This is a genomic window from Buttiauxella warmboldiae (genome assembly GCF_003818135.1).
Classification (GTDB): Bacteria; Pseudomonadota; Gammaproteobacteria; order Enterobacterales; family Enterobacteriaceae; genus Buttiauxella; species Buttiauxella warmboldiae.
On the sequence record NZ_RPOH01000003.1, the window covers coordinates 124,135 to 151,003 of the forward strand.

The 26,869-nt window shown below is 52.7% G+C and carries 24 protein-coding genes; 11 read left to right on the forward strand and 13 right to left on the reverse strand.

Going from position 1 to position 26,869, the window contains the following annotated elements:
• Positions 1 to 93 precede the first annotated feature (93 nt).
• The 5 genes from EHN07_RS01170 to fucA all read left to right on the forward strand — a co-directional run bounded on the left by EHN07_RS01170 (position 94) and on the right by fucA (position 5,393).
• A complete protein-coding gene (locus EHN07_RS01170) occupies positions 94 to 1,593 on the forward strand; it encodes a sugar ABC transporter ATP-binding protein (RefSeq protein WP_124022388.1) in 1,500 nt (499 codons plus the stop codon).
• A gap of 3 nt (positions 1,594 to 1,596) precedes the next feature.
• The gene (locus EHN07_RS01175) at positions 1,597 to 2,580 is read left to right on the forward strand and encodes an ABC transporter permease (protein ID WP_124022389.1); all 984 of its coding nucleotides are present in this window, start codon (positions 1,597 to 1,599) and stop codon (positions 2,578 to 2,580) included.
• Positions 2,581 to 2,627: 47 nt separating this feature from the next.
• Positions 2,628 to 3,578 (forward strand): ABC transporter substrate-binding protein, encoded by a 951-nt coding sequence (locus EHN07_RS01180; RefSeq protein ID WP_124022390.1) that lies wholly within the window; start codon positions 2,628 to 2,630, stop codon positions 3,576 to 3,578.
• Positions 3,579 to 3,708: 130 nt separating this feature from the next.
• Positions 3,709 to 4,707 (forward strand): LacI family DNA-binding transcriptional regulator, encoded by a 999-nt coding sequence (locus EHN07_RS01185; RefSeq protein WP_124022391.1) that lies wholly within the window; start codon positions 3,709 to 3,711, stop codon positions 4,705 to 4,707.
• A 38-nt stretch (positions 4,708 to 4,745) separates the two neighbouring features.
• Positions 4,746 to 5,393 carry an L-fuculose-phosphate aldolase gene (gene fucA, locus EHN07_RS01190; protein WP_124022392.1) on the forward strand — a complete coding sequence of 216 codons (648 nt, stop codon included), beginning with the start codon at positions 4,746 to 4,748 and terminating at the stop codon, positions 5,391 to 5,393.
• Positions 5,394 to 5,434: 41 nt separating this feature from the next.
• Here fucA and EHN07_RS01195 read toward each other — a convergent pair whose 3' ends face one another.
• The 3 genes from EHN07_RS01195 to exbB all read right to left on the reverse strand — a co-directional run bounded on the left by EHN07_RS01195 (position 5,435) and on the right by exbB (position 8,286).
• Positions 5,435 to 6,886 (reverse strand): methyl-accepting chemotaxis protein, encoded by a 1,452-nt coding sequence (locus tag EHN07_RS01195; RefSeq protein ID WP_124022393.1) that lies wholly within the window; start codon positions 6,884 to 6,886, stop codon positions 5,435 to 5,437.
• 235 nt (positions 6,887 to 7,121) lie between these two features.
• Positions 7,122 to 7,547, reverse strand: coding sequence for a TonB system transport protein ExbD (gene exbD / locus EHN07_RS01200; RefSeq protein ID WP_124022394.1), 426 nt, complete (start codon positions 7,545 to 7,547; stop codon positions 7,122 to 7,124).
• Positions 7,548 to 7,551: 4 nt separating this feature from the next.
• Positions 7,552 to 8,286 carry a tol-pal system-associated acyl-CoA thioesterase gene (gene exbB, locus EHN07_RS01205; protein ID WP_124022395.1) on the reverse strand — a complete coding sequence of 245 codons (735 nt, stop codon included), beginning with the start codon at positions 8,284 to 8,286 and terminating at the stop codon, positions 7,552 to 7,554.
• A gap of 188 nt (positions 8,287 to 8,474) precedes the next feature.
• On the opposite strand from exbB, the gene metC reads away from it, so the two are divergent.
• On the forward strand, positions 8,475 to 9,665 hold the full coding sequence (gene metC, locus EHN07_RS01210; protein WP_124022396.1) for a cystathionine beta-lyase: 1,191 nt from the start codon (positions 8,475 to 8,477) through the stop codon (positions 9,663 to 9,665).
• 180 nt (positions 9,666 to 9,845) lie between these two features.
• Positions 9,846 to 10,505 (forward strand): DedA family protein, encoded by a 660-nt coding sequence (locus EHN07_RS01215; protein ID WP_124022397.1) that lies wholly within the window; start codon positions 9,846 to 9,848, stop codon positions 10,503 to 10,505.
• Between the two features lie 49 nt (positions 10,506 to 10,554).
• On the opposite strand, the gene EHN07_RS01220 is transcribed toward EHN07_RS01215, so the two are convergent.
• On the reverse strand, positions 10,555 to 11,445 hold the full coding sequence (locus tag EHN07_RS01220; protein ID WP_124022398.1) for an AraC family transcriptional regulator: 891 nt from the start codon (positions 11,443 to 11,445) through the stop codon (positions 10,555 to 10,557).
• A 191-nt stretch (positions 11,446 to 11,636) separates the two neighbouring features.
• On the opposite strand from EHN07_RS01220, the gene yqhD reads away from it, so the two are divergent.
• Together yqhD and dkgA are read left to right on the forward strand one after the other, a co-directional pair.
• A complete protein-coding gene (gene yqhD / locus EHN07_RS01225; RefSeq protein ID WP_124022399.1) occupies positions 11,637 to 12,800 on the forward strand; it encodes an alcohol dehydrogenase in 1,164 nt (387 codons plus the stop codon).
• 102 nt (positions 12,801 to 12,902) lie between these two features.
• The gene (gene dkgA / locus EHN07_RS01230; RefSeq protein ID WP_124022400.1) at positions 12,903 to 13,730 is read left to right on the forward strand and encodes a 2,5-didehydrogluconate reductase DkgA; all 828 of its coding nucleotides are present in this window, start codon (positions 12,903 to 12,905) and stop codon (positions 13,728 to 13,730) included.
• Between the two features lie 62 nt (positions 13,731 to 13,792).
• On the opposite strand, the gene EHN07_RS01235 is transcribed toward dkgA, so the two are convergent.
• The 5 genes from EHN07_RS01235 to EHN07_RS01255 all read right to left on the reverse strand — a co-directional run bounded on the left by EHN07_RS01235 (position 13,793) and on the right by EHN07_RS01255 (position 21,411).
• Complete coding sequence (locus tag EHN07_RS01235; protein ID WP_124022401.1) at positions 13,793 to 16,027, reverse strand: YgiQ family radical SAM protein; 2,235 nt, start codon at positions 16,025 to 16,027, stop codon at positions 13,793 to 13,795.
• A gap of 156 nt (positions 16,028 to 16,183) precedes the next feature.
• Positions 16,184 to 17,596 carry a cell division protein FtsP gene (ftsP, locus tag EHN07_RS01240; RefSeq protein ID WP_124022402.1) on the reverse strand — a complete coding sequence of 471 codons (1,413 nt, stop codon included), beginning with the start codon at positions 17,594 to 17,596 and terminating at the stop codon, positions 16,184 to 16,186.
• A 63-nt stretch (positions 17,597 to 17,659) separates the two neighbouring features.
• Positions 17,660 to 18,415 (reverse strand): 1-acylglycerol-3-phosphate O-acyltransferase, encoded by a 756-nt coding sequence (locus EHN07_RS01245; protein WP_124022403.1) that lies wholly within the window; start codon positions 18,413 to 18,415, stop codon positions 17,660 to 17,662.
• 90 nt (positions 18,416 to 18,505) lie between these two features.
• Positions 18,506 to 20,776 carry a DNA topoisomerase IV subunit A gene (parC, locus tag EHN07_RS01250; protein ID WP_124022404.1) on the reverse strand — a complete coding sequence of 757 codons (2,271 nt, stop codon included), beginning with the start codon at positions 20,774 to 20,776 and terminating at the stop codon, positions 18,506 to 18,508.
• A 227-nt stretch (positions 20,777 to 21,003) separates the two neighbouring features.
• A complete protein-coding gene (locus tag EHN07_RS01255; RefSeq protein WP_124022405.1) occupies positions 21,004 to 21,411 on the reverse strand; it encodes a YgiW/YdeI family stress tolerance OB fold protein in 408 nt (135 codons plus the stop codon).
• 353 nt (positions 21,412 to 21,764) lie between these two features.
• On the opposite strand from EHN07_RS01255, the gene EHN07_RS01260 reads away from it, so the two are divergent.
• Both EHN07_RS01260 and EHN07_RS01265 read left to right on the forward strand, forming a co-directional pair.
• Positions 21,765 to 22,346, forward strand: coding sequence for an NAD(P)H-dependent oxidoreductase (locus tag EHN07_RS01260; RefSeq protein ID WP_124022406.1), 582 nt, complete (start codon positions 21,765 to 21,767; stop codon positions 22,344 to 22,346).
• Between the two features lie 37 nt (positions 22,347 to 22,383).
• Positions 22,384 to 22,701, forward strand: a complete 318-nt coding sequence (locus tag EHN07_RS01265) for a putative quinol monooxygenase (protein ID WP_124022407.1) — start codon at positions 22,384 to 22,386, stop codon at positions 22,699 to 22,701.
• A gap of 71 nt (positions 22,702 to 22,772) precedes the next feature.
• Here EHN07_RS01265 and EHN07_RS01270 read toward each other — a convergent pair whose 3' ends face one another.
• From EHN07_RS01270 to EHN07_RS01285, 4 genes are all read right to left on the reverse strand, one after another.
• Complete coding sequence (locus EHN07_RS01270; RefSeq protein ID WP_124022408.1) at positions 22,773 to 23,663, reverse strand: dihydrodipicolinate synthase family protein; 891 nt, start codon at positions 23,661 to 23,663, stop codon at positions 22,773 to 22,775.
• A 146-nt stretch (positions 23,664 to 23,809) separates the two neighbouring features.
• On the reverse strand, positions 23,810 to 24,691 hold the full coding sequence (locus tag EHN07_RS01275; RefSeq protein WP_124022409.1) for a MurR/RpiR family transcriptional regulator: 882 nt from the start codon (positions 24,689 to 24,691) through the stop codon (positions 23,810 to 23,812).
• A gap of 177 nt (positions 24,692 to 24,868) precedes the next feature.
• Positions 24,869 to 25,333 carry an N-acetylneuraminate anomerase gene (gene nanQ / locus EHN07_RS01280; RefSeq protein WP_124022410.1) on the reverse strand — a complete coding sequence of 155 codons (465 nt, stop codon included), beginning with the start codon at positions 25,331 to 25,333 and terminating at the stop codon, positions 24,869 to 24,871.
• Between the two features lie 11 nt (positions 25,334 to 25,344).
• The gene (locus EHN07_RS01285; protein WP_124022411.1) at positions 25,345 to 26,826 is read right to left on the reverse strand and encodes a sodium:solute symporter family protein; all 1,482 of its coding nucleotides are present in this window, start codon (positions 26,824 to 26,826) and stop codon (positions 25,345 to 25,347) included.
• Between the last annotated feature and the right edge of the window lie 43 nt (positions 26,827 to 26,869).

Consider the following 26,869-nt stretch of genomic DNA (forward strand, 5'->3'; position numbering starts at 1 on the left):
GTAGCCTGAACCCGGAAAAATAACGCCCTCAGGTATCTGTCTTGCCCGTTAAATACCGACCGCGAACACCTGATCATTTCAAGGGAAAGCGCTATGGCAGATAATTTTTTGCAAATGAATAATATTACCAAACGCTTCCCCGGCGTTCTGGCGCTAAGTAACGTCAGCTTTAATTTGCGCCGTGGCGAAGTCCATGCGTTGCTTGGGGAAAATGGCGCAGGAAAATCGACGCTGATGAAAGTGCTTTCCGGCGTTTATCGCCCGGATGAAGGTGAAATTATTTTTGAAGGGAGTAAGGTCAAATTCGACACGCCTCTCGATGCACAAAAATTAGGTATCACCATCATTCATCAGGAATTTAATTTATTTCCGGACCTGACAGTAGAAGAAAATATTTATATTGGCCGTGAATTTTGTAAAAACAATCGCTGGCGGCTCGACGTCCCGGCACAGCGCGCATCGGTGAAGGATATTCTGGCAAAACTTAATCTCAAAATTAAGCCAGAAACACGCGTTTCAGATTTAACGGTTGCTCAGCAACAGATGGTCGAAATCGCTAAGGCCATTTCGGTCAACGCCAAAGTGCTGGTGATGGATGAACCGACTGCCGCGTTGACGGAAAGCGAGATTGATAGCCTGTTTCGCGTCACGCGCTTGCTGAAAGAGCAAGGCACCGGCGTGGTTTACATCTCGCATCGCCTGGAAGAGCTGGCGCTGATTGCTGACCGCGCTACCGTGATGCGCGACGGGCAATACATTGATACGGTGGATTATGAAACGGTACAAATCAGCGACCTGATTACCAAAATGGTGGGGCGAAAGCTCGGTGATATTTATCCGCGCCGCCCGCCGTTTACCGGTGAGCGTAAGGTGCTGGAAGTTAAAAACCTTCAGCGTAAGGGCGTGCTGCACGATATTAACTTCAGCCTTTATCAAGGAGAAATATTGGGCCTTTCTGGCTTAATGGGGGCCGGGCGAACTGAGCTTGCACGCGCCTTGTTTGGCGCAGACCCGATTGATAGCGGCGAAATATATCTTAACGGTGAATTAACCCAAATAGACAATGTGCATCAGGCCATTGAGAAAGGCATTGGTTATTTAACCGAAGATCGCAAAAAAGAAGGGCTGGCATTAGGGTTATCTGTTGAACTCAATATCATGCTAGGAAATTTCCCTGAGTATTCCGATAAGTTTGGCATGGTTAAAGAGAAACAGTGTGCAGAAATAAGCCAGCAGCTGGTTAATACATTACGGATTAAAACACCTCACTTACAACAGGCGGCCCTTAATCTTAGCGGCGGTAATCAACAGAAAATAATTATCGCCCGCTGGGTCTGCAAAGATACCGATATTTTAATTTTTGATGAGCCAACCCGGGGTATTGACGTAGGAGCAAAACTAGAAATTTATGAACTGATGAATCGCCTGGTGGCTAAAGGGAAATCCATCATCATGATTTCTTCTGAATTGCCCGAAATTCTTGGCATGTGCGATCGCATATTAGTGATGCGCAGCGGCCACATCACAGGTGAGCTGGACAAAGCCAGCGCCTCTCAGGAATCCATTATGAAATATGCGACGTTAGAGGACTGAATAATGACCGATTCATTCACGCCTACCAGCCAGCCGGTAAAAACACGCCGCCTGAACAAAGCGCTCCTGATGCGCCTTGCGCCGTTATTTAGCCTGGTGTTATTGGTGATATTTTTTAGCTTCAGCTCCCCCTTCTTTTTTAACACTGAAAATATCATGACGATTGCGCTGCAAACGTCGGTGATTGGCATCATGGCGATCGGGGTGACCTACGTCATTATCACCTCCGGCATCGACCTGTCGTTAGGCTCAGTAGTGGCATTTTCCGGCGTCGTGGTCGGGCTTTGCGCCTCTTATGCCATGCCGCTGATTGTTTGCGTGGTTGCCGGGATGCTCGCGGGCGGGCTATGCGGCTGTATCAACGGCCTGCTGGTCACTCGCGCCACTATTCCGCCGTTTATCGCCACGCTGGGTCTGATGATGTCAGTGCGCGGTATCAATATGGTGATGACCGACGGCCGGGCCATTTATTTCTCTGATTATCCCATGTTTAAAATGCTGGCCCAGGGACGCCTGTTCGATGTGCTGCCCTACCCGGTGTTTTACCTGCTGATTATTGCGCTGGTCGCCGCCTGGATCCTGAAAAAAACGGTGATTGGGCGTTACGTCTACGCCGTGGGCAGTAACGAAGTGGCGGCACACCTTTCCGGCATTAAAGTTCAGCGCGTCAAAATTTTTGTCTACGCCTTCTGTGGCCTGTTAACCGGTATCGCAGGCGTGATCCTCGCCTCGCGCCTGAATTCCGGCCAACCCACCGTGGGCGTGGGTTACGAACTCGAAGCCATTGCCGCCGTGGTGATTGGCGGCACCAGCCTGATGGGCGGCGTGGGCACCATCGGCGGCACCATTATTGGCGCCTTCATTATGAGCGTGCTGAAAAACGGCCTCAACCTGATGGGGGTATCTCAATTCTGGCAGATGGTTGCGATGGGTATCGTGGTCATCGCTGCGGTTTATCTCGATACGTTACGCAAAAAAATGCGTTAACACTCTTACCCTGCAAAAACCCGAACATCAATAACGGAGCTTATGAGATGAAAACCAAACATATTCTGAGTGCGCTGTCCCTTGCTGCGCTGATGGTTAGCACAGGCTACGCCAAAACATTGACGCTGCCGGTGGTGAGTAAAGGCTACCAGCATGAATTCTTCCAGACGGTAAAAATGGGGACCGTCGCGGCGGCAAAAGATTTAGGCGTCGAAACCAGTTTTGTCGGCCCGGCTGACGAAACCCAAATCGCTGAGCAGATTCAGCTTATTGAAAACACCATGGCGAAAAAACCGGACGGTATTTTGCTTGCCGCGCTCGATGCTAACGCATTAACGCCGCTGGTTGAAACCGCCAACAGCCGCGGGATTAAAGTGGTGACCTTTGACTCGGGTGTCAATTCAGACATTCCCGTAAGCTTCGTTGCCACCAACAACGTGAAGGCAGGTGCGCAAGCCGCCGACGCGCTGGCAGCAGAAGTGGGTGGCAAAGGTAAAGTCGGAGTGATTGCGCACGTCGCCGGAACCAGCTCCGCCATCGAACGTTCTGAAGGTTTCACTAAGCGGATGAAAGAGAAGTATCCGCAAATTACCGTGCTGCCGGTGCAGTACAGCGATGGCGACCCACAAAAAGCGATGGATAAAACTACCGATATGGTGCAAGCCAACCCTGATTTAGCCGGGATCTATGCTACCAACGAAGGTTCAACGCTGGGTGTGGCCAACGCCATTGATAGCCTCGGCATTAAGGGTAAAGTGAAAGTCATCGGTTTCGACAGTACCGAAGCCATTATCGGTTTCCTGAAATCCGGCGTGCTGCAAGGATTCGTGGTCCAGGATGCCTACCAGATCGGTTATCAGGGCATTAAAGCGCTCGATGAAGCAATTAAAGGTAAAGCCGTAGCTAAGATTATTGATATCCCAGTTAAATTTGTCAGCATGAAGAACATTAACGATCCGGCAGTGGATAAGCTGCTGCATCCGTTTGCTAAAAAGTAACAGCAACGCCCCTTTGCGCTAACGCAAAGGGGTCGCCTGAAGGCCGTGGCACACTTCAGTGGTTTTCGTGGTTTATCGCTTTGGAATTATAATGGCAGCTATTTTGATATAACGGACTGGGGCAGCAGGCATGGCTAAAACGGTAGAACAGATCGCAACGGATCTCAATTTGTCGGTCACGACAGTGAGACTGGTATTAAGTGGTAAGGCGGAACAATATCGTATCAGTCTGAAAACCCAGACCCGAATTAATGAACATGTAGAACATTATGGCTATACCATTAATCATTCTGCCCGCAGCCTGAAACTCAATAAAACAGAGACGCTGGGGCTTATTATCCCCTGCATTTCCAACGTGTTTTTTGCCACACTCGCTGAAAAGTTAGAATTACGCTGCCGTAAATCTGGCTTTCAGTTAATGATCAGCTGTACTTATAACGACGTGGATTATGAGAATAAACTGGTCAAGGCGCTTATTGCACGCAACGTTGACGGCCTGTTTATTGCCCCGTCGACGCTTGAGAATCAGCAACATCATTTACGCCAGGTGAAAAAGCCGCTGGTTTTGCTCGATCGTGATTTTAAATTTACCGATAACGCGCTGGTGGAAAGCGACAACTTTGCGGGCGGCATTACCCTGACCGAGACAATGCTTGCCGCCGGGAAAAAGCCCCTCTGGTTCCTGGTAGGCGATACGGCTTTGCCCAGCATTCATGAGCGTCTTCAGGGCTATCAGCAAGCGCTTAAACAAAACGCGCTGGCCGAGGAAAACTGGGTGGCGGAAGCCCAGGACAATACGCCGGAAGGCGGTGCACAGCTGATGAAAGAACTTATCGCGCGCGCAGGCGTGCCGCAGGCGTTTATCGCCTCTTCGCTACCGATGCTTGAGGGGGCGATAAAAACCCTGCGCGAACATTGTGGCGTGATCCCGCAACATATCAATATCGGCACCTTCGATGAACACCCCATGTTAGGGTTTTTATCCAATAATGTCTGGTCAATGCGCCAGGATGAAGATACCTGGGCGGAGAAAGCCTTTGAATTAATGCAGCAGGCTATCGACGGCCACCCGGCGCGGCGAACTGAAAAAGTGAATATGGTGCTCATTAAGCGTGAGAGTAATCACTAAATATTATTTTCACCGTTCACAGGATATGGAGAAAAGAGATGGAAAGAGAGGTACTGGCACGTGAAATAATAGAAACCTGCCTTGAAATGACGCGCCTTGGTTTAAATCAGGGGACCGCCGGAAATGTCAGCGTGCGCTACCAGGGCGGCATGTTAATTACGCCAACCGGCACCCCCTATGAGCGATTAACAGAGTCAAGCATTGTCTTTGTCGATGCCGCAGGCCAATTTGAAGAGGGTAAAATCCCCTCCAGCGAGTGGCGCTTTCACCAGGCGGTTTACCATACCCGGCCTGACGCCAATGCGGTGGTGCATAACCATGCGGTGCACTGCACGGCGGTGTCGATTCTCAATCGTCCTATTCCCGCCATTCATTATATGATCGCCGTCGGCGGGGGAAATTCGATTCCTTGCGCGCCTTATGCCACGTTTGGCACCCGCCAGCTTTCAGAGCATGTCGCCCGGGCGATGAAAGATCGCAAAGCGACGCTTTTGCAGCATCACGGCCTGATTGCCTGTGAAGAAAATCTGCAAAAAGCACTCTGGCTGGCTCACGAGGTAGAAGTGCTGGCGCGGCTTTATCTCACCACGCTCGCGATTGTCGATCCGGTACCCGTGCTTCCTGATGAGGAAATCGCCCTTGTGCTGGAGAAGTTTAAAACCTACGGCTTACGCATTGAAGAATAAGCAGGGCGGCCTGCGCCGGAACTTAACCCGACACAGGCCAATCAGGCGAGACGAAACACCGAAATTGCCTGCTGTAATTCATCGGCCTGCTGCTGTTGCTGGCGAGCGGCTTGTACGGTTTGCGCCGTATGCTCCACATTGTGCTGAACGCTTTTATCAATGCTGGCAATGCTTTCGTTCATCTGGGTAATACTGAGGCTTTGTTGCCCGCTCATCTCTGAAAGCTCTGCCACCAGCCCCGCCAGCGCATTGATGGAACCAATCACCTGCTGCATGGTTTGCCCGGCGTTTTCCACCTGCTGCGAGCCTGTGCGGGTGCATTCCACCGACACGCTTATCAACTGGCGAATATCCTTCGCCGCATTTTCGCAGCGTAATGCGAGAGTGCGAACTTCCGCAGCCACCACCGCAAATCCCCGGCCATGAGCCCCTGCCCGAGCCGCCTCAACGGAAGCATTAAGCGACAGGATATTGGTCTGGAAGGCAATGCCGTCGATCAGTTCGAGAATATTACTGATGCGTTCCGACTCGTCACGAATTTGTTCCATGGTGTGCGTCGCGGCATCAATACTAACGCCGCCTTTACCGGCAAGAGTGCTGGCCTGAGCGGCGAGCAATCTGGCGCTTTGTGCTTTCTCATTGGTGGCCTGGGCTGCGGAGCTAAGCTGCTCCATGGCGCTGGCGGCAACGGCCAAAGCTGCGGCCTGCTCATCCGTGCGTTTTGAGAGAGCTGCATTGCGCTCGATAATGCTGTCCGATGCGCTGAGTACCGATGCCACGCCGCTGCTCACCTGGCCCAGCGTATTTCGCATAGTGGCGAGTGTGGTATTAAAGGTTTGAGCAAACGGGGTGCAGCTATCTTTTTCGCTGCGCGCAAGGGTTAAACAGCCCGGCTGGCGATTAATCTGCGCCGCCAGCTGGGCGACTTCGCTGGCGGAACGGGCATCGTCCGCCATTCGCAAAGCCATATAAATAAGTATCAGCGCTTGCGCCACCACAAAAATAGCGTGAAAGAGCACCATATGCAGACCCGGATGGATAAAACAGATAATCCCGAATAATTCATTGGCCTGCAGCCAGGCAAATAGCCCATGGTGAATTGCCGCTACCGCCGCCCCCATTAATACCGGGCGATAATCCCGATACGCTAATAATGCTGATAACAGCACAAAAACCGCAAAGTGATATTCCGTCTCACCTTCACCTAACTGAATTAACAGCGCGGCAAAACCCATTAAGGTGAAAGCGTAAAACAACCGTGTGAGTAATTTACCGGGGAATAGCATCCTGATAACGCTGGAGATGGCAGCGAGCAGGCCACCGGCTACCAGCGCGACGGGAAGCGCATCATAAGCCCACCCCGCCGCAAGTGAAATGCCAAACAGCCCCCATACCACAAAAAGCATTAATACATCAGCCTGTAGATAAATAGTTCGCAGAGAAGCCGCCTCGGGCTGTTTAATGTCGGAGTGTAAAACAGTCATCGTTGCCATTGGGTTATCCACAATTTTTATTATTCCGCTCTGCTAAATGTTTTTACAACGTCGCAATTAGCTACAAAAAAAGCATAGAAGGTTATCGTTAGCGCGAGTCTGTTTTTCTGCGCGAACCAATAAAAAGAGTGGGTGATTTGCTAATTTGAATTAAGTCAGACGAGAATGCGTCAAAATGAAAAACGGCCCGTTAGTTAAACTAACGGGCGTTTCAGGATGCGTAGGTTTAGCGCATTTACTGAGTCTTAGTGACCTCTTGCCCCACTAATCCAATCTTCAGATAGCCTGCCTGATGCAGCGTATCCATCACATTCATCATAGTTTCGTAATCAACCGATTTGTCTGCGCGGAAGAAGATTGTGGTGTCTTTCTTGCCTTCCGTCGCCGCCATCAGCGTGTTAACCATGTTCTCCTGAGTGACTTCATCGTTGCCAATAAACATAGTTTTGTCCGCTTTGACGGAGAGATAGATCGGTTTTTCAGGGCGCGGCTGCGGCTGGCTTGAAGACGCGGGAAGGTTAACCTTCACATCGACCGTCGCAAGCGGCGCTGCCACCATGAAGATAATCAGCAACACCAACATGACATCGATAAACGGCGTCACGTTAATATCATGCATTTCGCCGTTATCGTCGTGGTTTTCGTTAAAACTCATTGCCATGGGATCAACCTACACGCAGTTTCTGAGCTGTACGTACCGGGCGAGACTGAGAGCTTGCAGCCAAATCCAGGTCACGACTTTGCAACAGCAGAACCTGAGCGGCGACATCACCCAACGAGGCTTTATAGCCGCCAATCACACGGGCGAACACGTTATAGATAACCACCGCTGGGATTGCTGCAACCAGGCCGATAGCCGTTGCCAGCAAGGCTTCTGCGATACCCGGCGCGACGACCGCCAGGTTGGTGGTTTGCGACTGAGCAATACCAATGAAGCTGTTCATAATGCCCCAGACGGTACCAAACAGACCGACGAACGGGGAGATCGCACCGATGGTCGCAAGGAAACCGTTACCGCGTCCCATGTGACGACCTGCCGCCGCAACGCGGCGCTCAAGACGGAAACCGGTACGCTCTTTAATGCCTTCGTTATCTTCACTGCCGGCGGAAAGCTCAAGCTCGTTTTGCGCTTCATTGATAAGCATGGTGCTGAGGCTTCTCGCATCAAACGCTTCAGCCATTTCACTGGCTTCATCCAGAGAGCGGGCATTAGCCAGTTGCTGCTGCTCGCGCTTCAGACGGCGCTTTTGCGAAGAGAGCTCAACACTTTTGCTAAAGAAAATTGCCCATGTCACGACCGAGGCCAGAATCAGGCCGATCATCACAATTTTTACCACGATGTCGGCATGTTGATACATGCCCCAGACAGAGAGGTCTGTCTGCATCAAATTATTCGTCACTCTTACTCTCCACCACGAAACAAGACAAAAACTGGTCGTAATAATATCAAAACGGCATCGAATTGATAGTAGTTCTCATTAGTATTTAAAGAGTGCCCGAAATTGTCTATGCATTCCTTGCGCTTACGCAGCAAAAAGATGATAAGTTAAGTTTGGACATCCAGATGGTTAAACAGGGTAAAGTGAACATGACTGCGAAGAAGCACATTGAAACGGCGCTGGTGAATGCCGGGCGCGATAAAAAATTCACCCAGGGTTCAGTTAACAGCGTCATTCAACGCGCTTCTTCATTAGTTTTTGAAAGCGTGGAGGCCAAAAAACAGGCGACGGCCAACCGCGCTAAAGGCGAGTTATTTTATGGCCGCCGCGGCACCCTTACCCACTTCTCCTTGCAGGAAGCGATGTGTGAGCTGGAAGGCGGCGCGGGCTGCGCACTGTATCCTTGTGGCGCGGCAGCGGTAGCCAACGCGATTCTGGCGTTCGTTGAGCAAGGCGATAATGTGCTGATGAGCGGCAGCGCTTACGAACCAAGCCAGGATTTCTGTACCAGAATCCTCGCTAAGCTCGGGGTCACGACCACCTGGTTTGACCCGATGGTTGGCGCAGGCATTGCCGAACTCGTGCAGCCCAATACTAGAGTCGTCTTTCTGGAATCCCCAGGCTCGATCACCATGGAAGTCCATGACGTACCAGCCATGGTTGCGGCAGTACGCAGCGTGGCCCCTGACGCCATTATCATGATTGATAACACCTGGTCGGCGGGCATTCTGTTTAAGGCACTGGATTTCGGTATCGATATCTCCATCCAGGCGGGCACCAAGTATCTGATTGGCCATTCCGATGCGATGGTGGGTACGGCAGTGTCGAACGCCCGCTGCTGGGATCAGCTGCGTGAAAACTCCTATCTGATGGGGCAGATGCTGGATGCCGACACGGCCTACATGGCCAGCAGAGGTTTGCGTACTTTAGGCGTGCGCCTGCGTCAGCATCATGAAAGCAGTTTGAAAATTGCCGAATGGCTGGCGCAACATCCGCAGGTTGCCCGCGTAAACCATCCTGCGCTGCCTGGCAGTAAAGGGCACCAATTCTGGAAACGCGACTTTACAGGGAGCAGCGGCTTATTCTCATTCGTGCTAAAAAAACGGTTAAATAACCAGCAATATCAGCACTACCTGGATAATTTCCGCTATTTTAGTATGGCCTATTCCTGGGGCGGCTATGAATCGCTTATCCTTGCCAACCAGCCTGAAGAGCTAGCGAAAATCCGCCCGGCAGGCGGGATAGACTTCACCGGGACTTTAGTGCGCGTTCATATTGGTCTGGAAAATGTTGACGATCTGATTGCCGATCTTGACGCAGGTTTCCAACGGATAGCCTAAAATTGCCAAATGTGGGCGCCTGAAAGGGAAGTTTTTACGCTTTCAGGATGTTTTGTTGCGCCTGCGATCAAGATGTCGCCGGTGTTTTGGCGTTACACTACGCCCCTAAAATTAAAGTATGCCCGATCTAACTGCTCTGGATTCGGGCCTGCTCAATAAAGTGGTTCCACAGGATTTGCCATGGCTGTTATACACAATATCGTTCAGGCGCTCTGGCAACATGATTTTGCTGCACTCGCGGACCCTCATGTTGTTGGCGTGGTTTATTGCGTCATGTTTGCGACGCTGTTTCTCGAAAATGGATTACTGCCCGCCTCGTTTTTGCCGGGGGACAGTCTACTGCTGCTGGCAGGAGCGTTAGTGGCAAAAGGGGTGATGGATTTCGCCCCAACCATCCTGTTTTTAACCGCAGCGGCAAGCCTGGGCTGCTGGCTGAGCTACGCGCAAGGCCGCTGGCTAGGTAATACCAGAGTGGTAAAAAGCTGGCTGGAACAGCTGCCGCCGCAGTATCACCAACGGGCAACGGTGATGTTTGACCGCCACGGCCTATTCGCACTGCTCGCCGGGCGATTCCTGGCGTTTGTGCGTACTTTGTTACCGACCATGGCGGGTATTTCCGGTCTGAGCAATCGCCGTTTCCAGCTCTTTAACTGGTTAAGCGGGCTGCTGTGGGTCGGTAGCGTCTGCAGCCTGGGCTATGCCCTGAGTATGATCCCATTTGTGAAACGCCACGAAGATCAGGTGATGACTTGCCTGATGATCCTGCCGATGGTGCTGCTGGTTGCAGGGCTGGCAGGCGCGCTATTTGTGGTACTCAAAAAAAGATTTAGCCCCGCATAAGCCTGCTCTGGGTGGTTAATGCCAATTAACCACCCTTCCCTAATTCCCGCTATATCACACGCATACGCGCCGCATCTTCGCCCGGCGTCACACCAAAATAGCGCTTAAACTCGCGGCTAAACTGGGAAGCGCTTTCATACCCCACACGAATGGCGGCGGCGCTGGCCTTCATCCCATCGTGTAAAATCAACATCCGTGCCTTATGCAGGCGGTAGCTCTTGAGATATTGCAGCGGAGAGGTGCTGGTGACCGACTTAAAATTATGGTGAAACGCCGAAACGCTCATATTCGCTTCAGCGGCCAGCTGGTCTACGGAAAGGTTCTCGGTGTACTGCATTTCGATACGTCTGAGCACGCGGCTTATCAGGCTGAAATGCGTCTGTCGGCTGACCAGCGCCAGTAAAGCCGCGCCGCATGACCCCACCAGAATGTGATAGAGAATTTCGCGGACAATCTGTTTACCTAAAATGCGCGCGTCCAGCGGGTGCTCCAGCACGTCCAACAAACGTTCGGCAGCGCAGAGGATCTCTTCAGAAAGCTCGGCGGAATTGATCCCAGTGGAACAGGTTTGTGGATGTGCTAAATCATCCTCGCCGATATCCATCAGCAAATCCTGCAGCTGCAAAATATCAATATTGATCCGCACGCCAGCCAGCGGCACCTCAGGCGTGGCAAAGGTCTCACATTCAAACGGCAGCGGCACCGTCAGCAGCAGATATTCGTTAGCATCGTAGCGAAACACGCGATCGTTGAGATAACCCGTTTTGTGGCCCGAAAAGAGAATAATGATCCCAGGCTCATACATTACCGGCGTGCGGGCATAGGGTTTGGTGCCGTACAATAATGTGACGTTGGGCAATGAACTAAGTCCATTATTTTCTTTTTGTATCAGATAATTAATTTTTCTGGTTAACTGCTGACAAATCGCTTTCCGCTTCATTCCCCTGCGCTCCACAAAGCCTTGATGACGTTAACAGTGTGCGACTAATTTTTCTATTTCTCCAGCCCCCAGGAGAAACAGGCAAGACAAAGGCAGGAATAAGCATTGAGCGAACCTGTCCCGGGGCTGACAATGAATGCCATCAAATCCGCGAAATTTTGTCTGTTACGATTAATAACGGGAATCTATAAATGAACAACTTCAACCTACATACCCCAACCCGCATCCTGTTTGGTAAAGGCGCTATCTCTGAACTGCGCGCACAAATCCCCGCTGACGCCCGCGTACTGATTACTTACGGCGGCGGCAGCGTGAAGAAAAACGGCGTGCTGGAGCAGGTATACGCCGCGCTCGAAGGGCTGGATATTCTCGAGTTCAGCGGTATCGAACCTAACCCGACTTACGAAACGCTGATGAAAGCAGTAGAAGTGGTGCGCCAGCAGAAAGTGACTTTCCTGTTAGCCGTTGGCGGCGGTTCGGTGCTTGATGGCACTAAATTCATCGCGGCGGCGGCTCGCTATCCGCTGGATCAAGATCCGTGGAATATCCTGCTGACGCACGGCAACGACGTGAAAAGCGCCATCCCAATGGGTTCTGTGCTGACGCTGCCGGCAACCGGTTCTGAATCAAACAAAGGTGCGGTGGTTTCCCGCCGCGCAACCGGCGACAAACGGGCCTTTATGTCTGAACACGTGCAGCCAGTATTTGCCGTGCTTGATCCGGTTTACACCTATACCCTGCCGCCACGCCAGGTCGCCAACGGCGTAGTTGATGCGTTTGTTCATACCGTTGAGCAGTACATCACCTACCCGGTAAACGCTAAAGTACAGGACCGCTTTGCCGAAGGCATTCTGTTAACGCTGGTGGAAGATGGCCCGGTGGCGCTCAAAGAGCCTGAAAACTATGACGTGCGTGCCAACGTGATGTGGGCGGCGACCATGGCGTTAAACGGTCTGATTGGCGCAGGCGTTCCGCAGGACTGGGCAACGCATATGCTGGGCCACGAGCTGACGGCGATGCACGGCCTGGATCACGCTCAGACGCTGGCAGTGGTTCTGCCCGCTTTGCTGAATGAAAAACGCAACGAGAAGCGCGGAAAACTGCTGCAATATGCTGAGCGCGTGTGGAATATCACTGAAGGTTCTGCAGAAGAACGTATTGATGCGGCCATTGCCGCAACGCGTAATTTCTTCGAACAAATGGGAGTCCCAACTCGCCTGTCAGCCTACGACCTTGACGGCAGCTCTATCCCGGCTCTGCTGGTGAAACTGCAAGAAAAAGGGATGACCGGGCTGGGCGAACATCAGGATATTACGCTGGACGTCAGCCGTCGCATTTACGAAGCAGCACGCTAATTTAGCCATTTGGTTTTCGTTTTTGAGTATTTGGTCCAGACTTAAACGCAATTGTTACGCCGGGGCATCGCCCCGGTTGTATCGCTACTTAAGGAGGAATGCATGGCCAATCCAACCATAATCAAGCTCCAGGATGGGAACGTGATGCCGCAGTTGGGCCTCGGCGTCTGGCAAGCCAGCAACGACCAGGTTCTGATTGCCATCGAAAAAGCGCTGGAAGTCGGCTATCGCTCGATTGATACCGCAGCCGCGTACAAAAATGAGGACGGCGTGGGCAGCGCGCTAAAACAGGCCGCGGTCCCGCGTGAAGAGCTGTTTATTACCACTAAACTCTGGAATGACGATCAGCAGCGTCCACGGCAGGCGCTGGAAGAAAGCCTTGAAAAATTGCAGCTCGACTATGTCGATCTGTATCTGATGCACTGGCCGGTGCCGAGCAAAGATCATTATGTGGAAGCCTGGAAAGGCATGATCGAACTGCAAAAGCAGGGGCTGGTGAAAAGTATCGGCGTGTGTAATTTCCAGCTTAACCATCTGCAGCGTTTAATCGATGAAACGGGGGTCTCGCCGGTCATTAATCAGATTGAACTGCACCCTCTGCTGCAACAGCGCCAGCTTCATTCGTGGAATGCCACACATAAAATTCAGACCGAATCCTGGAGCCCGCTGGCGCAGGGTGGCGAAGGGGTGTTCGATAAGAAAATTATTCGCGAGCTGGCGGATAAATATGGCAAAACCCCGGCGCAGGTGGTGATTCGCTGGCATCTGGACAGCGGCCTGGTGGTGATCCCTAAGTCCGTCACGCCGTCGCGTATTGCTGAGAATTTTGACGTGTTTGATTTCCGTCTTGATAAAGACGAGCTAGGCGAGATTGCGAAGCTCGATTGCGGCAAGCGCCTGGGACCAGACCCGGATGTGTTTGGCAGTTAAGATTTAAAACAACCCTCACCCCTAACTCTCCCACAAGAGAGAGTTAGGGGTGAGGGCATTAACTATACCGGACGCTTCCTGCCTGCTGGCTTAGTCGCCGTTTTAGCGGCTGGTTTTGCCCCTGCCGCAGGCTTCGCGCCAGCAACAGGTTTAGCACCAGCTTGCGGAGCACGACGCTGATGCGCCATGGGCGTATGTTTGGTCAATGCCGGACGTGCGCCACGGTTATGACGACGCGCTTCGCGCATCTCTTCAAGCGTAGGGGAAGGCACCAGGCACTCACGACGACCGCCAATCAGGTGTTTTTTACCCATGGCTTCCAGCGCTTCACGAATTAACGGCCAGTTAGCCGGATCGTGGTAACGCAGCAGCGCTTTTTGCAAACGACGCTGGCGGTCGCCTTTTGGCACCACGACATCTTCGCTCTTGTAGCTAATCTTACCGAGCGGGTTTTTACCGGTGTAATACATGGTCGTCGAGTTCGCCAGCGGCGACGGATAGAAGTTCTGCACCTGATCGAGACGGAAGCGGTTTTTCTTCAGCCACAGCGCCAAATTCACCATATCTTCATCACGCGTACCTGGGTGCGCGGAGATAAAGTAAGGGATCAGATATTGCTCTTTACCCGCCTGTTTTGAGTAGGTGTCAAACAGCTCTTTAAAGCGCTGATAGCTGCCCATCCCCGGCTTCATCATCTTAGAAAGTGGCCCTTCTTCGGTATGCTCCGGAGCAATCTTCAGATAACCACCTACGTGGTGAGTCGCCAGCTCTTTGATATAGCGCGGATCTTCTACTGCAATATCGTAACGAACGCCGGAAGCGATAAGGATCTTCTTCACACCTTTAATCTCACGCGCGCGACGATACAGGTTGATCGTCGGCTCATGGTTGGTATCCATATGCGAGCAAATATCCGGGTATACGCAAGATAAACGGCGGCAGGTTTGTTCCGCACGCGGTGACTTACAGCGCAGCATGTACATGTTGGCGGTTGGGCCACCCAGATCGGAAACCACGCCGGTAAAACCGGGAACCGTATCGCGCATCGCTTCAATTTCGCTGATGATTGAATCTTCAGAGCGGCTCTGAATAATGCGGCCTTCATGTTCGGTAATAGAACAGAATGAACAGCCGCCGAAGCAGCCGCGCATGATGTTCACTGAGAAACGGATCATCTCATACGCAGGAATTCGCGCTTTGCCATAAGCGGGATGCGGAACGCGCTTATAAGGCAGAGCAAACACGCTGTCCATCTCTTCGGTTGAGAGCGGAATAGCTGGCGGGTTGATCCAGACGTAACGGTCACCGTGTTTTTGCATCAGCGCACGGGCGCAGCCAGGGTTGGTTTCATGGTGCAGAATACGGGAAGCATGCGCGTACAGCACTTTGTCGTTTTTAACTTTTTCGAACGACGGCAGCAGCACGTAGGTTTTTTCCCACGGCTTCATCGGCGCGGGCTTCACCACAATGGCCTGTGCTTCATTGAGCGGTTTATCGGTTTTACCGGTTTCCGCACACGGCAAATCTTCACCGTAAGGATGGGGAATCGGGTCGATGCGGCCAGGGGTGTCCAGACGCGTAGAGTCCACGCCAGACCAGCCCGGCATCGCTTCTTTACGCATCATTGCGGTGTTGCGCACATCGCAGATTTCCTCGATCTTCTCCCCCAGCGCCAGGCGATGAGCCACTTCCACCAGCGGGCGCTCACCGTTGCCGAAAATCAGCATATCGGCTTTGGCATCCACCAGAATGGAGCGGCGAACGGTATCAGACCAGTAATCGTAATGCGCGGTACGGCGCAAGCTCGCTTCGATGCCGCCGATAATAACCGGCACGTCGCGCCAGGCTTCTTTACAACGTTGGGTGTAGGCAAGTGAAGCGCGATCGGGGCGTTTACCCGCCACGTTATCCGGCGTGTAGGCGTCGTCGTGACGCAGTTTTCGGTCCGCGGTATAGCGGTTGATCATCGAGTCCATGTTGCCTGCGGTCACGCCGAAAAACAGATTCGGTTTGCCAAGGCGCATGAAGTCATCTTTGGTATTCCAGTCCGGCTGGGCGATGATGCCCACGCGGAAGCCCTGGGCTTCCAGCATGCGGCCGCAGATCGCCATACCAAAACTCGGATGGTCAACGTAGGCATCTCCGGTAACCAGAATGATGTCACAGCTGTCCCAGCCTAACTCGTCCATTTCCTTGCGTGACATGGGTAAAAATGGTGCCGGGCCAAAACAGGCAGCCCAGTATTGTGGCCACGAAAAGAGTTCGCGATCGGGCTGGATCAAGCTTACAGAGCTCATAATGCTTCCGAAAAATAGATAAAAAATGATTTAAAAATAACCAAAGCCGGCGATTATACGCTGCTCAGGGGTCAAAAATGAAGGGTAATTACAATGTTAAAAAACAAGGCCCTCACCCCGGCCTCTCCCCCAGGAGAGGGTTAGAGTGAGGGTGGTTTACGGCGCGGGTTGAACCAGTAATTGCCCAATCGAACCACGGTCCGCCATTTCCAGCGTCTGGCTGGAATAGAGGAACGGGAAATGTTCCCAGGAGGGTTGCCCAAAGTAGACCAGTAGCTCCACCTGCCCATCAACCCAAACCGTATCTTTCCAGCCGCGATCCTCGCCAAACGGAGCCGCACCGTTGACGTTTTTAATCAGGAAGCTCACCCCTTCAATATGGAAAGCCTGCGGCATATCAGAACGCACGGTCCAGCGCTCCCAGCTGCCCTGCTGCGTCTGAATATCAATGCGTTTCATATCCCACAACTGGCCATTAATACCGGGGTCGTCGCCCAGGGTGATTTCACGGCTGCGGGTCGGGTTGCCGTTGATAATCTCATCCGGCAGCAGGCGCATTGGCAGGGTATCCGTCACCAGAGGCAGCAGCCCGGTGGCGCGCAACGTCAGAACCAGCGTGGAGATCAGGATGCTTGAGGGTTCAAAGAAGCCGCGGATGCGGTCCATAATGCCAGCCGCTTCGCCGCAGGTGATCGACACTTCCTTGCCATCGCTCATATCCACCAGGATCTCACGGCGTTCGCCCGGCGCCAGTGAGAGCTGCTGCACGGAAACCGGTGCCGTCAGGAACCCCTGATCGCTGGAGATAACGTGCATCGCACGGCCATCGCTCATTTGCAGCAAATAGCGCCGCGAGTTCGAGGCGTTCAGCAAACGCAAACGCACCCAGCCGCGAGAAACCTCAACATATGGCCCCTGCACGCCGTTCACCAGCAGCGTATCGCCAACAAACCCGCCGTTGCCCGGCTCTTCATAGGCAGGCGCGCCAAAGTTATCCAGCCGCTTATCCTGAATCATCACCGGGAAATCATCCACGCCATAGTGGTTAGGGATAGGGAGTGATTTACTCACCTCATCTTCGATAATCCACATGCCTGCCAGACCTGCGTAGACCTGTTTTGCCGTACGATTTGGGGTGTTAGCGTGATACCACAGCGTTGCCGCCTGCTGGCGAATCGGCAGCACCGGTGCCCAGTCTACGTTTGGCTGCATCATACGCGCCGCGCCGCCCATCAGCGGACCGGGGACCTGCAAACCGGCAATCGTCATCGCAATATTTTCCTGCAGACGATTGCTGTAAATCATTTTCACGTCGTCGCCGCTCCATACGCGAATGGTCGGCCCAAGATAACGTCCGTTCAAACCCCAGACCGGTGCCTTCACGCCGCCGGTAAATGACCAGTGCGCCCGTTGCAGGGTCAGGAACAAAGGTTGCCCACGACGGGATTCCAGTAAAGGGGGAACGGGTAAAGGTTGTTGCAGCCCCGCTGCGTTTGCCCTCAGTGGCACCGAGCCGGCACAAAGTGCGGCTCCTGATGCCTGTAAAAACTGACGCCGACTGAGTGACATAATTGCTCCATGTAAAACTGAATAACGTGGGGCGGTACAACACGCACCGCCAAAATAAAGCGATCAGTTCGCCTGCTTTTTTTCAACCCGGCCGGAGGCTTCACGATCCGCAACTTCTTTATCTAACTCATCGATTTTTGCCATCATAATTTCACGGCAATCGGTCGCCAGCTTGCGCACCTGATCTTTGCCGTACTGGCTGACATCAATAGGCGGCAGCATCTCAACAATCACTAAACCGTTATTCCAGCGGTTCAGCTTAATTTTATTACTGGTACTGGAAACGCACACCGGAATAATCGGTACGCCAGCAGCAATGGCGGCATGAAATGCCCCCATTTTAAACGGCAGCAGGCCGCGCCCACGGCTGCGCGTGCCTTCCGGGAACATCCAGACCGAGACTTTCCGTTTCTGAATCTGCGCCACAACCTGGGAGATAGTGCTATGAGCTTTTGAGCGATTATCGCGGTCGATAAGCATATTCCCGGTGAGCCAGTAGAGTTGGCCAAAAAATGGGATCCACAGCAGGCTTTTTTTCCCGACGGTGACCGTCGGCGGCTGCACAATACTCGCCGCCGTCACCATATCGAAATTATTCTGATGGTTGCCGATATAGATAGCCGTCGGGTGATGTTCAGCCCCGGCCGGTAAACGCGTTTCTACTTTCAAACCAAAAACGGGCGCCAGACGACCAAACAGATGACCAAAGGTCGCCACATGGCGTGGGTTACGCGGGCTAAACAGGCAATAAATACAGCCCAAAATGCACACCAGCAGGCAATAAATGATAACGATGATAAAACGTACGATGGATAGCATAACAACCTCAAAAGCCAAAATCGCTGACAAGTATGACTTGCTTCAGGGTAAAAACACCGAACCGGCGGCTTTCAGGCCGCCAGTTTCCGATCACTCTTCGCTGTCACCGGCTCCCGGGCGCAGCGGAGAGTCAACCTCAACGCGATCGATGCGTTGCAGGCCTCGCATCAGGGTTCCGCGACGGCCGCGCTCGCCGGTTATTTTCTGCAACTCCTCCGGGCGCAGCTTAATTTTGCGCTTGCCGACGTGCAGAGTAACGGTGCTTTGTGGCGGCAGGACAAACAGATGAGCCAGTTTATCTTCGCCTTTTGCCGCTTCAGCAGCAGGAATGGAGATGATTTTATTCCCTTTCCCCTTCGAAAGCTGCGGTAAATCCCCCACCGGGAACATCAGCATGCGGCCCGCGGCGGTAATAGCCAGCAGCATGTCATCGACGCTTGAGATCTCCATCGGTGGCATCACTTTGGCATTTTCCGGCAGTGAAATCAGTGTCTTACCGGCGCGGTTACGCGCCACTAAGTCACTAAAGGTACAGACAAAACCGTAGCCGGCATCGGACGCCATCAGCAGTTTCTGCTCGTCTGGCGCCATCAGGACATGTTCAACCACGGCTCCCGGTGGCGGCGTCAGCTTACCGGTTAACGGTTCACCCTGGCCACGCGCCGAAGGTAGCGTAATAGGATCAAGCGCATAGCTGCGCCCGGTGGAGTCGATAAACGCCACGGGCTGGTTGCTCTTACCTTTCGCACTACCGAGGAAGCTGTCGCCCGCCTTGTAGTTCAAACCCTGGGCGTCGATATCGTGACCTTTGGCGCTGCGTACCCAGCCCATTTGCGACAGCACAATGGTGACGGGTTCAGACGGCGTCATATCATGTTCGCTCATGGCTTTCGCTTCGCCACGTTCACGCAACGGCGAACGGCGGTCATCGCCATAAGCGTCTGAATCAGCCTGTAATTCTTTCTTCAGCAAGGTATTCATTTTGCGTTCAGACGCCAGAGTGCCCTGCAACTGGTCACGCTCTTTTTCCAGCTCGCTCTGTTCGCCGCGAATCTTCACCTCTTCAAGTTTTGCGAGGTGGCGCAATTTCAGCTCGAGAATAGATTCCGCCTGAGTTTCGCTTAGCTCAAAGCGCGACATCAGTACCGGTTTCGGCTCATCCTCGCTACGAATGATATGAATTACTTCGTCGATATTAAGGAACGCCACCAGCAAACCTTCGAGGATATGCAGGCGTTTAAGCACTTTCTCCAGGCGGTAGCTCAGGCGGCGGCGCACCGTTTCGCGGCGATAAACCAGCCACTCGGTCAGAATTTCCAGCAGGTTTTTCACCGACGGACGGTTATCCAGGCCAATCATATTGAGGTTAATACGGTAGCTTTTCTCAAGATCGGTGGTGGCAAACAGGTGGTTCATTACCTGCTCGACGTCGATACGGTTAGAGCGTGGAACAATCACCAGCCGCGTCGGGTTTTCGTGATTCGACTCGTCGCGCAGGTCTTCAACCATCGGCAGCTTTTTCGCCCGCATCTGGCTGGCGATTTGCTCAAGCACGCGCGCGCCGGAAACCTGATGCGGCAGCGCGGTGATGACCACATCGCCATCTTCTTTTTTCCATACGGCGCGCATACGCACGGAGCCACGTCCGCTCTGGTAAATTTTACGAATCTCATTACGCGGGGTAATGATTTCGGCTTCCGTTGGGTAATCCGGGCCCTGAACGATATCCAGCAACTCATCGAGAGTGGTTTTCGGCTGGTCAATCAGGGTGATTGCCGCCTGCGCCACTTCACGCAGGTTGTGCGGAGGGATATCGGTCGCCATACCCACGGCTATGCCGGTGGTGCCGTTGAGCAGAATATTTGGCAGGCGCGCGGGCAGTCGTGAAGGCTCCTGCATGGTGCCGTCAAAGTTCGGCACATAATCGACCGTCCCTTGCCCTAATTCACCCAGCAACACTTCCGCATATTTTGACAGGCGCGATTCGGTATAACGCATCGCAGCAAAGGATTTCGGATCGTCCGGCGCCCCCCAGTTGCCCTGGCCATCAACCAGCGGGTAACGGTAGGAGAACGGCTGCGCCATCAAGACCATCGCTTCATAGCAGGCGCTGTCGCCGTGCGGATGGTATTTACCCAGCACGTCGCCGACGGTACGGGCAGACTTTTTGAATTTAGCGCTGTTGCTTAATCCCAGCTCCGACATCGCATAGACGATACGACGCTGGACGGGCTTTAAACCATCGCCAATGAACGGCAGAGCGCGGTCCATAATGACGTACATGGAATAGTTGAGATACGCATTTTCCGTGAATTCGTGCAGCGCAAGGCGCTCTGCACCATCATGAGTTAACTCACTCATTAATTATTCATCCTCAAACTGACGAGCCGAATGTGGCCACAAACGGCGTAATTGCCGCCGATAGTACCTTATATAGCTCTTTCGTCACAGAGGAGGCGCATCTTTAAGCGAAGGGAGGCGACAAGAAACGAGCCGCGATTTGGGACAGATGACAAAACTTTTCGTCGGTTGAATCAGCGCCAGTATCATCCGACAAATGAGCCGCTGTTAGCGGCTCACGGGGTGATTTATTTAACTTTAGTAATTTGTTTCACATCGATTTCGACCGAGTTCCAGTCCTTATCCACCTCCCCCTGGATTTCAACATTATCCTGCGGGGTGATGGTCTGGCCATTCCAGCGTTTAGCGTCGATATCGACATTAATCGTGCCGGAGGAATCACGGAAGATGTAATGATCGCCGCCGATGCGTGATTCAATCTTGCCGCGCAGCGTCACCCAGGTGTCATCAGAGAGGGATTTAGCCTTCTCGGCGGTGGTATTGCTACCGCTTGGGCCCACGAAACCGCCAGCAGGCTGCGCGTTCTGCGTCTGGGCGGCTGGAGCGTTGGGATCGGAGAAGCCCCCCTGTTTTGCCGCCAGTGCAGGTGCGGAGGAGATGGCCAGGATAGTCAGAATAGCGGCTACTTTTTTCATGATTAATTCTCCGTGGTGAACGATTAAAGCCTGTTTAACCCGGTAAAGCTTCACGCGATGTCGATTTTTCAACCCGTTGACACATTGATTACCCGGTTATCTTTTGCCGTTTACCCTCGACGATTTTTTCTAAAACAGGCAGTGGTAAAGCTTACTGACTGACCGGCAAGGGTCAATAAAGAACAACAATCATACTACGCAATGATGGCGGCGACGGCAAAAAACCTGACTTATCGCGCTCGGCACGGCGTATTATTGCGTTTACAGCAAAAGTCTTTGGCGGTTTTCCGCATTTAAACGTGAGATCTATCACGGTAGACTGCGCGCCAGACGCAATAATTTAAGGACTAACCATGAGCAACATTCTGATTATCAACGGCGCGAAAAAATTCGCCCACTCTAACGGCCAGCTTAACGACACCCTGACCGACGTCGCGGAAAGCTTTTTGCGCGACCTCGGGCATGATGTTCAGGTTACCCGCACCGATAGCGAGTACGACGTAAAAGAAGAAGTCGCAAAATACCTGTGGGCCGATACGGTCATTTATCAAATGCCGGGCTGGTGGATGGGCGCGCCGTGGACCATGAAAAAATACATTGATGATGTGTTTACCGAAGGTCATGGTTCCCTGTATGCCAGCGATGGTCGCACGCGTTCTGACGCAGAGAAAAAATATGGCTCCGGCGGCCTGATTCAGGGCAAAACCTATATGCTCTCACTGACCTGGAATGCGCCACTACAAGCCTTTGAAGATAAAGAACAGTTCTTCCACGGCGTCGGGGTTGACGGTGTTTATCTGCCCTTCCATAAAGCCAACCAGTTCCTGGGGATGGAAGGCCTGCCGACTTTTATCGCCAACGATGTGATGAAAGCTCCTGATGTTCCGCGTTTTATCGCTCAATACCGCGAGCATCTGGGCCAGATTTTTGCTTAACTGTTGCGGTGCTTAAAGCTTAAATAAGGAGCTCATCATGCTTACAGTCATAGCTGAAATACGTACCCGCCCGGGCGTTCATCATCGTCAGGCGGTATTGGACGCTTTCGCCAAAATTATTCCGACCGTCCTCGAAGAAGAAGGCTGCTACGGCTATGCGCCGCTTGTCGATCATCATGCGCAGGTGGCGTTCCAGACCACGGCTCCGGACTCGGTGTTTATGGTGGAAAAATGGGAGAGCGTGGCCCATCTCGAAGCCCATCTGCAAACGCAGCATATGAAAGAGCACAGCGCCGCGGTTAAAGACGACGTGCTGGATATTCATATCCGTATTCTGGAAGATGCAATTAAGTAATCCGTATACCAGAAGACACAAGAGGGAGCGGCGTTAACACCCGCTCCCTTTTTTAGCGCTATAACATAGAATTACAGGAAATCAGCCTTGCGGAAGGCCTGCAGCGCATCTTGTTTCTGCGGCTCGGTCATTGGGCGCAGCGGGCGGCGCGGGTCGCCAACATCAATACCGTGAAGTTTCATCGCCACTTTACCGGCAGCCACACCACCGTACTGAACCAGCACGCGAATAATGGCGATAACTTTATCCATACACGCCGCCACGTCTTGCCGATCGCCGTTATTAAAGCTAGCAATCAGGCGGTGATAGAGCGGTGCTGCGTAGTTATAGGTGCTGCCAACCGCGCCCACGGCGCCACAGGCCAGGCCTGCGGGTAAAAACTCATCGACACCAAACGGAATATCGAACTGGCCATTATTGACGCGCACGCAGCGTTGATATTCGTACATGTCGCTGGAGTTGAATTTCATCCCCGTAAGGTTTGGTATGCGGTCTGCAGCGGCGAGCAGGAACTGCTCCATGTCGAGGTTCACACCCGACATCCCGGAATGGTAATAGTAGAAACCTTTAGACGGCGCGGCGGCGGCGTTGATGCGGCAATACTCCACCAGATCGTCAATGTTGCCAGGTTTGAAGAAGCAAGGGCCAATCACCGAGGTGGCAAAAATATCCAGCGTTTCGGCATGGCGGCTAAGCTCAAGGGAGTCCGCAATACTTAATGCGCCGGTATGCAGCGTGATGCTCAATTTCCCCGCGCTTGCTTGCACCCAACGTTCGGCAATTTTTTTACGCTCATCAACAGAACAATGAATGCCTTCACCGGTCGTCCCCAGAACATAGGCACCTTTTACCCCCTGTTCGATCAGATGTGCGGCAATCTGGTCAATAACGGGGTAATTGACGCTGCCATCCGCGCTAAACGGGGTATGCGGTGCGGCGATTAAGCCAGTTAACTTTTCCATGCAAGCCTCTTGGAGTTTTACTTCTAATGATTTGTGATAATGAAGTTTAACTCTATATTAAGGCTGCAAATGGAGCGTTGCAACCATCACGGCGCAGCTAACGGGGCTTAATGCGTTGAACTGTGATCGATGCCGCGATTGCGCAGCTACTTTGCCGTATTCAGCGCGTCCATGGTGCGCAGCTTGCTTTCGCGGGCCTGCTCCGGGTCGGCCTGCACCAGCAAGGTATAAAGTAAGTCCAGCACGAAGAGCTGAGCCGTTTTGGTACCAATCGAGTCCCCCTGCAGCATGCCCTGACGGTTGCCGTTGATCAGGCTGAAATCAGCAGCTTCAATCAGCGGCGAGCCTAAATTATGGGTTAGCGCCACGGTCGTCGCCCCTGCCTGTCTGGCAAGCTTGAGGGCATGGACGGTTTCAGGAGAAGTCCCGGTATGGCTGATTGCTATCGCCACATCGCCCGCTTTGAGCAAGGTAGCCTGCATATACATAAAGTGATTATTGGTGACCGCATCAACCCGCAGACCAATCCGCATCAGCTTATGCTTCATATCTTCCGCCGTGATACCCGAAGAGCCGACGCCAAAGATGTACACCGAGTGGCTGGCGCGCAACGCGCTGACCACCTGAGTCACCTGCTTCATATCCAGTAGGTTCAGGGTTTCAGACAACACGTTGTGAATGGTGCTTTGCAGCTTTAAACCGATGGTATGCGCATCGTCCTGCTCGCTGATTTCCGCATCCAGCAACGGGCTGCTGTTATCAGATTCCGTGGTGGCTAGCTCAATCGCCAGATCCATTTTGAAATCCTGAAAGCCTTTGTAGCCAAGGGTGCGGCAGAAACGAATAACGGTGGCTTCACCAGCCTGCGTCTCACGCGACAGCTCAGCGATAGATAACTGAGTCACCTGCTGTGGAGCGCTCAAAATAAAGTGCGCAATACGCTGTGAAACACGCGTCAGGCTATTTTGCATCGCGCCAAGCGTATCGAGGATTTTTCCGGGTTTAAGGCGTAGGGCTTGAGGCTCCATAATTTCCTGCCGTTGAGTGCGTAAGATGGCGAAAAGTCAGCAATATCGAATGGGGCAAAGCGTAGCAAGTCTATGGCGGTAAAAAAAGCGCGATCTCAGCATAGGGGGTATGCCAGATCGCGTGGTCAAAGAAAAACAGGTTGGTCTGGATATTATTATGGCGTTTTAACGCAAACCTCACAGACAGCGATAATGAACTTTAATCACCACTTTGCTGATTGCCTGCGCCGTCTCACTAATACAGCCAGGCTTGTGCGGCTCGCCTGGAAGGAAAATCGCGAACATTCCCGGCTGCATATGTAATGTCTGGCAAGGCGCGACCGCATCACAAAGCAGATAATCATCCTCTTCGTGATAGGCATCGGGCTCCAGCGCCGCCCCTGCTGGGCCAAAATCGATACGCTCTCTGCCGCTGAGTAATACCTGAACATCGAGATATTCACGGTGTTGCTCGTAACGCTTACTCTCTGGCAGTGCGGTATCAAAGGTCATGACATTCATAAAGATTTTGTCACCGTCTATCTCATGACGGCCCGCCGCTAATGTTTCCGGCTCAAGCGCCAGCGCCTGTTTGATGATAGCCAGCAGCTGAGGAGCGATACCGCTCTGCGCGCCGAGTTCTGTCACTTTCCCTAAAATCATGATGTCACCTTTTATTCAGCTGAGTTATCAAGCGTCAGCGGCGGTGCTGAAGCAAATAACGGTGCGAAAATCACGCCGCTGATCACCACGCTCAACGAGCCAATCACGCCGTAGAAGAAGAAGTTCAGGTCCGTGGCGTAGCGCGCGGCTAACACCGCCACAATACTGACCACGATGCCCAGCGCCGCACTGCCCGCATTAGCGCGTTTGCAGAAAATACCCAGCATAAACAGACCGGTCATTGGCCCGCCCATCAAGCCAATCAGGCTGTTAAACGCATCCCAGATTTCTGACTCATCGGCCATCACCAGCCACACGGTCGCAGCGCTGCTGAAAATACCCGCCACCAGAATGACCAGTTTAGCCATGCGCATGCTGTTTTCCGGCGTTCTTTTTTGGCGGCTTAACCGCTGGTAAATATCGGAGTTAAAGCAGCTGGAGATACTGTTCAGGCTGCTTGAAATGCTGGACTGCGCGGCGGCAAAAATCGCGGCGATAATCAAACCTGCAATGCCTGCGGGCATTTCTGTCACCACGAACAGCGGTAAAATGCCGCCGATGTTAAAGCCCGCCGGTAACAAGGTCGGATTTTGCTGATAGTAAACAAACAGCGCGGAACCGATAGCAAAGAAGAAGATCGGAATGATGGCGACCAGTTTGGCGTTGGTCAGCAGGGTCTTCTTCGTCTCTTCAATGGAGTCGGTGACAATATAGCGCTGCACCACGTCCTGGCTTGCCGTAAACTGTTGAATATTGGCAAAAAGGAAGCCAATCATCAGCACCGGAACGGTACTTTCCGTCCAGCTCCAGCGGAACTGCGCGGCCGGGAAGAATTTATCGGCCTGCTGGGTGACCGTGAAGATCTCCCCCACGCCGCCCTGCACTTTGAAGCAGATCACCACAAAAATCAGCACCGCACTGCCTGACAGCAGCAGCCCCTGAATCACGTCAGTCCAGATAACCCCTTCAATACCGCCCATCCAGGTATAAATAATGCACATCACGCTAATCAGCAGCACCAGAACCACAGGATCAATGCCGATAAACGGGCGCAGCGCCAGTACGGTTAAGAAGGTAATAATGGCGATGCGGCCAATGTGAAACATCATAAATGAGACGCTGGCAAACAGGCGGCTGCGCACATCAAACCGCGCTTCCAGATACTCGTAAGCGGAAGTCACTTTTAGCTTACGGAAAAAGGGAATATAGAAGTAAAAAACCAGCGGCAAAATCGCTATCGCCAGATACTGGCCGAGAATAAACGTCCAGTCTGAGGTAAAGGCTTTAGCCGGGATCGACATAAACGTAATCGAACTCAGCGTGGTGGCAAATACGCTGACGCCCGCAGCCCAGCCGGGTATCCGCCCGCCGCCACGGAAATAATCATCCGCCGTTTTCTGCCGCTTTGAGAAGTAAACACCGACTAGCATCATAGCCAGTAAATAGCCGAAAAGAACTGCGTAGTTAAAGATGCCGAAAGAGTGGGTCATGATGGCACTTTCCTGCTTATGGTTGTCATAGGGATGAGGTCATTGT

Excerpts from the sequence above, each read along its gene's own strand:
- EHN07_RS01235 (WP_124022401.1), bottom strand. The coding sequence starts at position 16,027 with ATGAGCTCTGTAAGCTTGATCCAGCCCGATCGCGAACTCTTTTCGTGG.
- EHN07_RS01260 (WP_124022406.1), top strand. The coding sequence starts at position 21,765 with ATGAGCAACATTCTGATTATCAACGGCGCGAAAAAATTCGCCCACTCT.
- EHN07_RS01175 (WP_124022389.1), top strand. The coding sequence starts at position 1,597 with ATGACCGATTCATTCACGCCTACCAGCCAGCCGGTAAAAACACGCCGC.
- EHN07_RS01170 (WP_124022388.1), top strand. The coding sequence starts at position 94 with ATGGCAGATAATTTTTTGCAAATGAATAATATTACCAAACGCTTCCCC.
- EHN07_RS01275 (WP_124022409.1), bottom strand. The coding sequence starts at position 24,691 with ATGGAGCCTCAAGCCCTACGCCTTAAACCCGGAAAAATCCTCGATACG.
- metC (WP_124022396.1), top strand. The coding sequence starts at position 8,475 with ATGACTGCGAAGAAGCACATTGAAACGGCGCTGGTGAATGCCGGGCGC.
- fucA (WP_124022392.1), top strand. The coding sequence starts at position 4,746 with ATGGAAAGAGAGGTACTGGCACGTGAAATAATAGAAACCTGCCTTGAA.
- EHN07_RS01215 (WP_124022397.1), top strand. The coding sequence starts at position 9,846 with ATGGCTGTTATACACAATATCGTTCAGGCGCTCTGGCAACATGATTTT.
- EHN07_RS01180 (WP_124022390.1), top strand. The coding sequence starts at position 2,628 with ATGAAAACCAAACATATTCTGAGTGCGCTGTCCCTTGCTGCGCTGATG.
- EHN07_RS01265 (WP_124022407.1), top strand. The coding sequence starts at position 22,384 with ATGCTTACAGTCATAGCTGAAATACGTACCCGCCCGGGCGTTCATCAT.
- nanQ (WP_124022410.1), bottom strand. The coding sequence starts at position 25,333 with ATGATTTTAGGGAAAGTGACAGAACTCGGCGCGCAGAGCGGTATCGCT.
- parC (WP_124022404.1), bottom strand. The coding sequence starts at position 20,776 with ATGAGTGAGTTAACTCATGATGGTGCAGAGCGCCTTGCGCTGCACGAA.
- EHN07_RS01255 (WP_124022405.1), bottom strand. The coding sequence starts at position 21,411 with ATGAAAAAAGTAGCCGCTATTCTGACTATCCTGGCCATCTCCTCCGCA.
- yqhD (WP_124022399.1), top strand. The coding sequence starts at position 11,637 with ATGAACAACTTCAACCTACATACCCCAACCCGCATCCTGTTTGGTAAA.
- exbD (WP_124022394.1), bottom strand. The coding sequence starts at position 7,547 with ATGGCAATGAGTTTTAACGAAAACCACGACGATAACGGCGAAATGCAT.
- EHN07_RS01270 (WP_124022408.1), bottom strand. The coding sequence starts at position 23,663 with ATGGAAAAGTTAACTGGCTTAATCGCCGCACCGCATACCCCGTTTAGC.
- EHN07_RS01195 (WP_124022393.1), bottom strand. The coding sequence starts at position 6,886 with ATGGCAACGATGACTGTTTTACACTCCGACATTAAACAGCCCGAGGCG.
- EHN07_RS01220 (WP_124022398.1), bottom strand. The coding sequence starts at position 11,445 with ATGAAGCGGAAAGCGATTTGTCAGCAGTTAACCAGAAAAATTAATTAT.
- EHN07_RS01185 (WP_124022391.1), top strand. The coding sequence starts at position 3,709 with ATGGCTAAAACGGTAGAACAGATCGCAACGGATCTCAATTTGTCGGTC.
- EHN07_RS01245 (WP_124022403.1), bottom strand. The coding sequence starts at position 18,415 with ATGCTATCCATCGTACGTTTTATCATCGTTATCATTTATTGCCTGCTG.
- ftsP (WP_124022402.1), bottom strand. The coding sequence starts at position 17,596 with ATGTCACTCAGTCGGCGTCAGTTTTTACAGGCATCAGGAGCCGCACTT.
- dkgA (WP_124022400.1), top strand. The coding sequence starts at position 12,903 with ATGGCCAATCCAACCATAATCAAGCTCCAGGATGGGAACGTGATGCCG.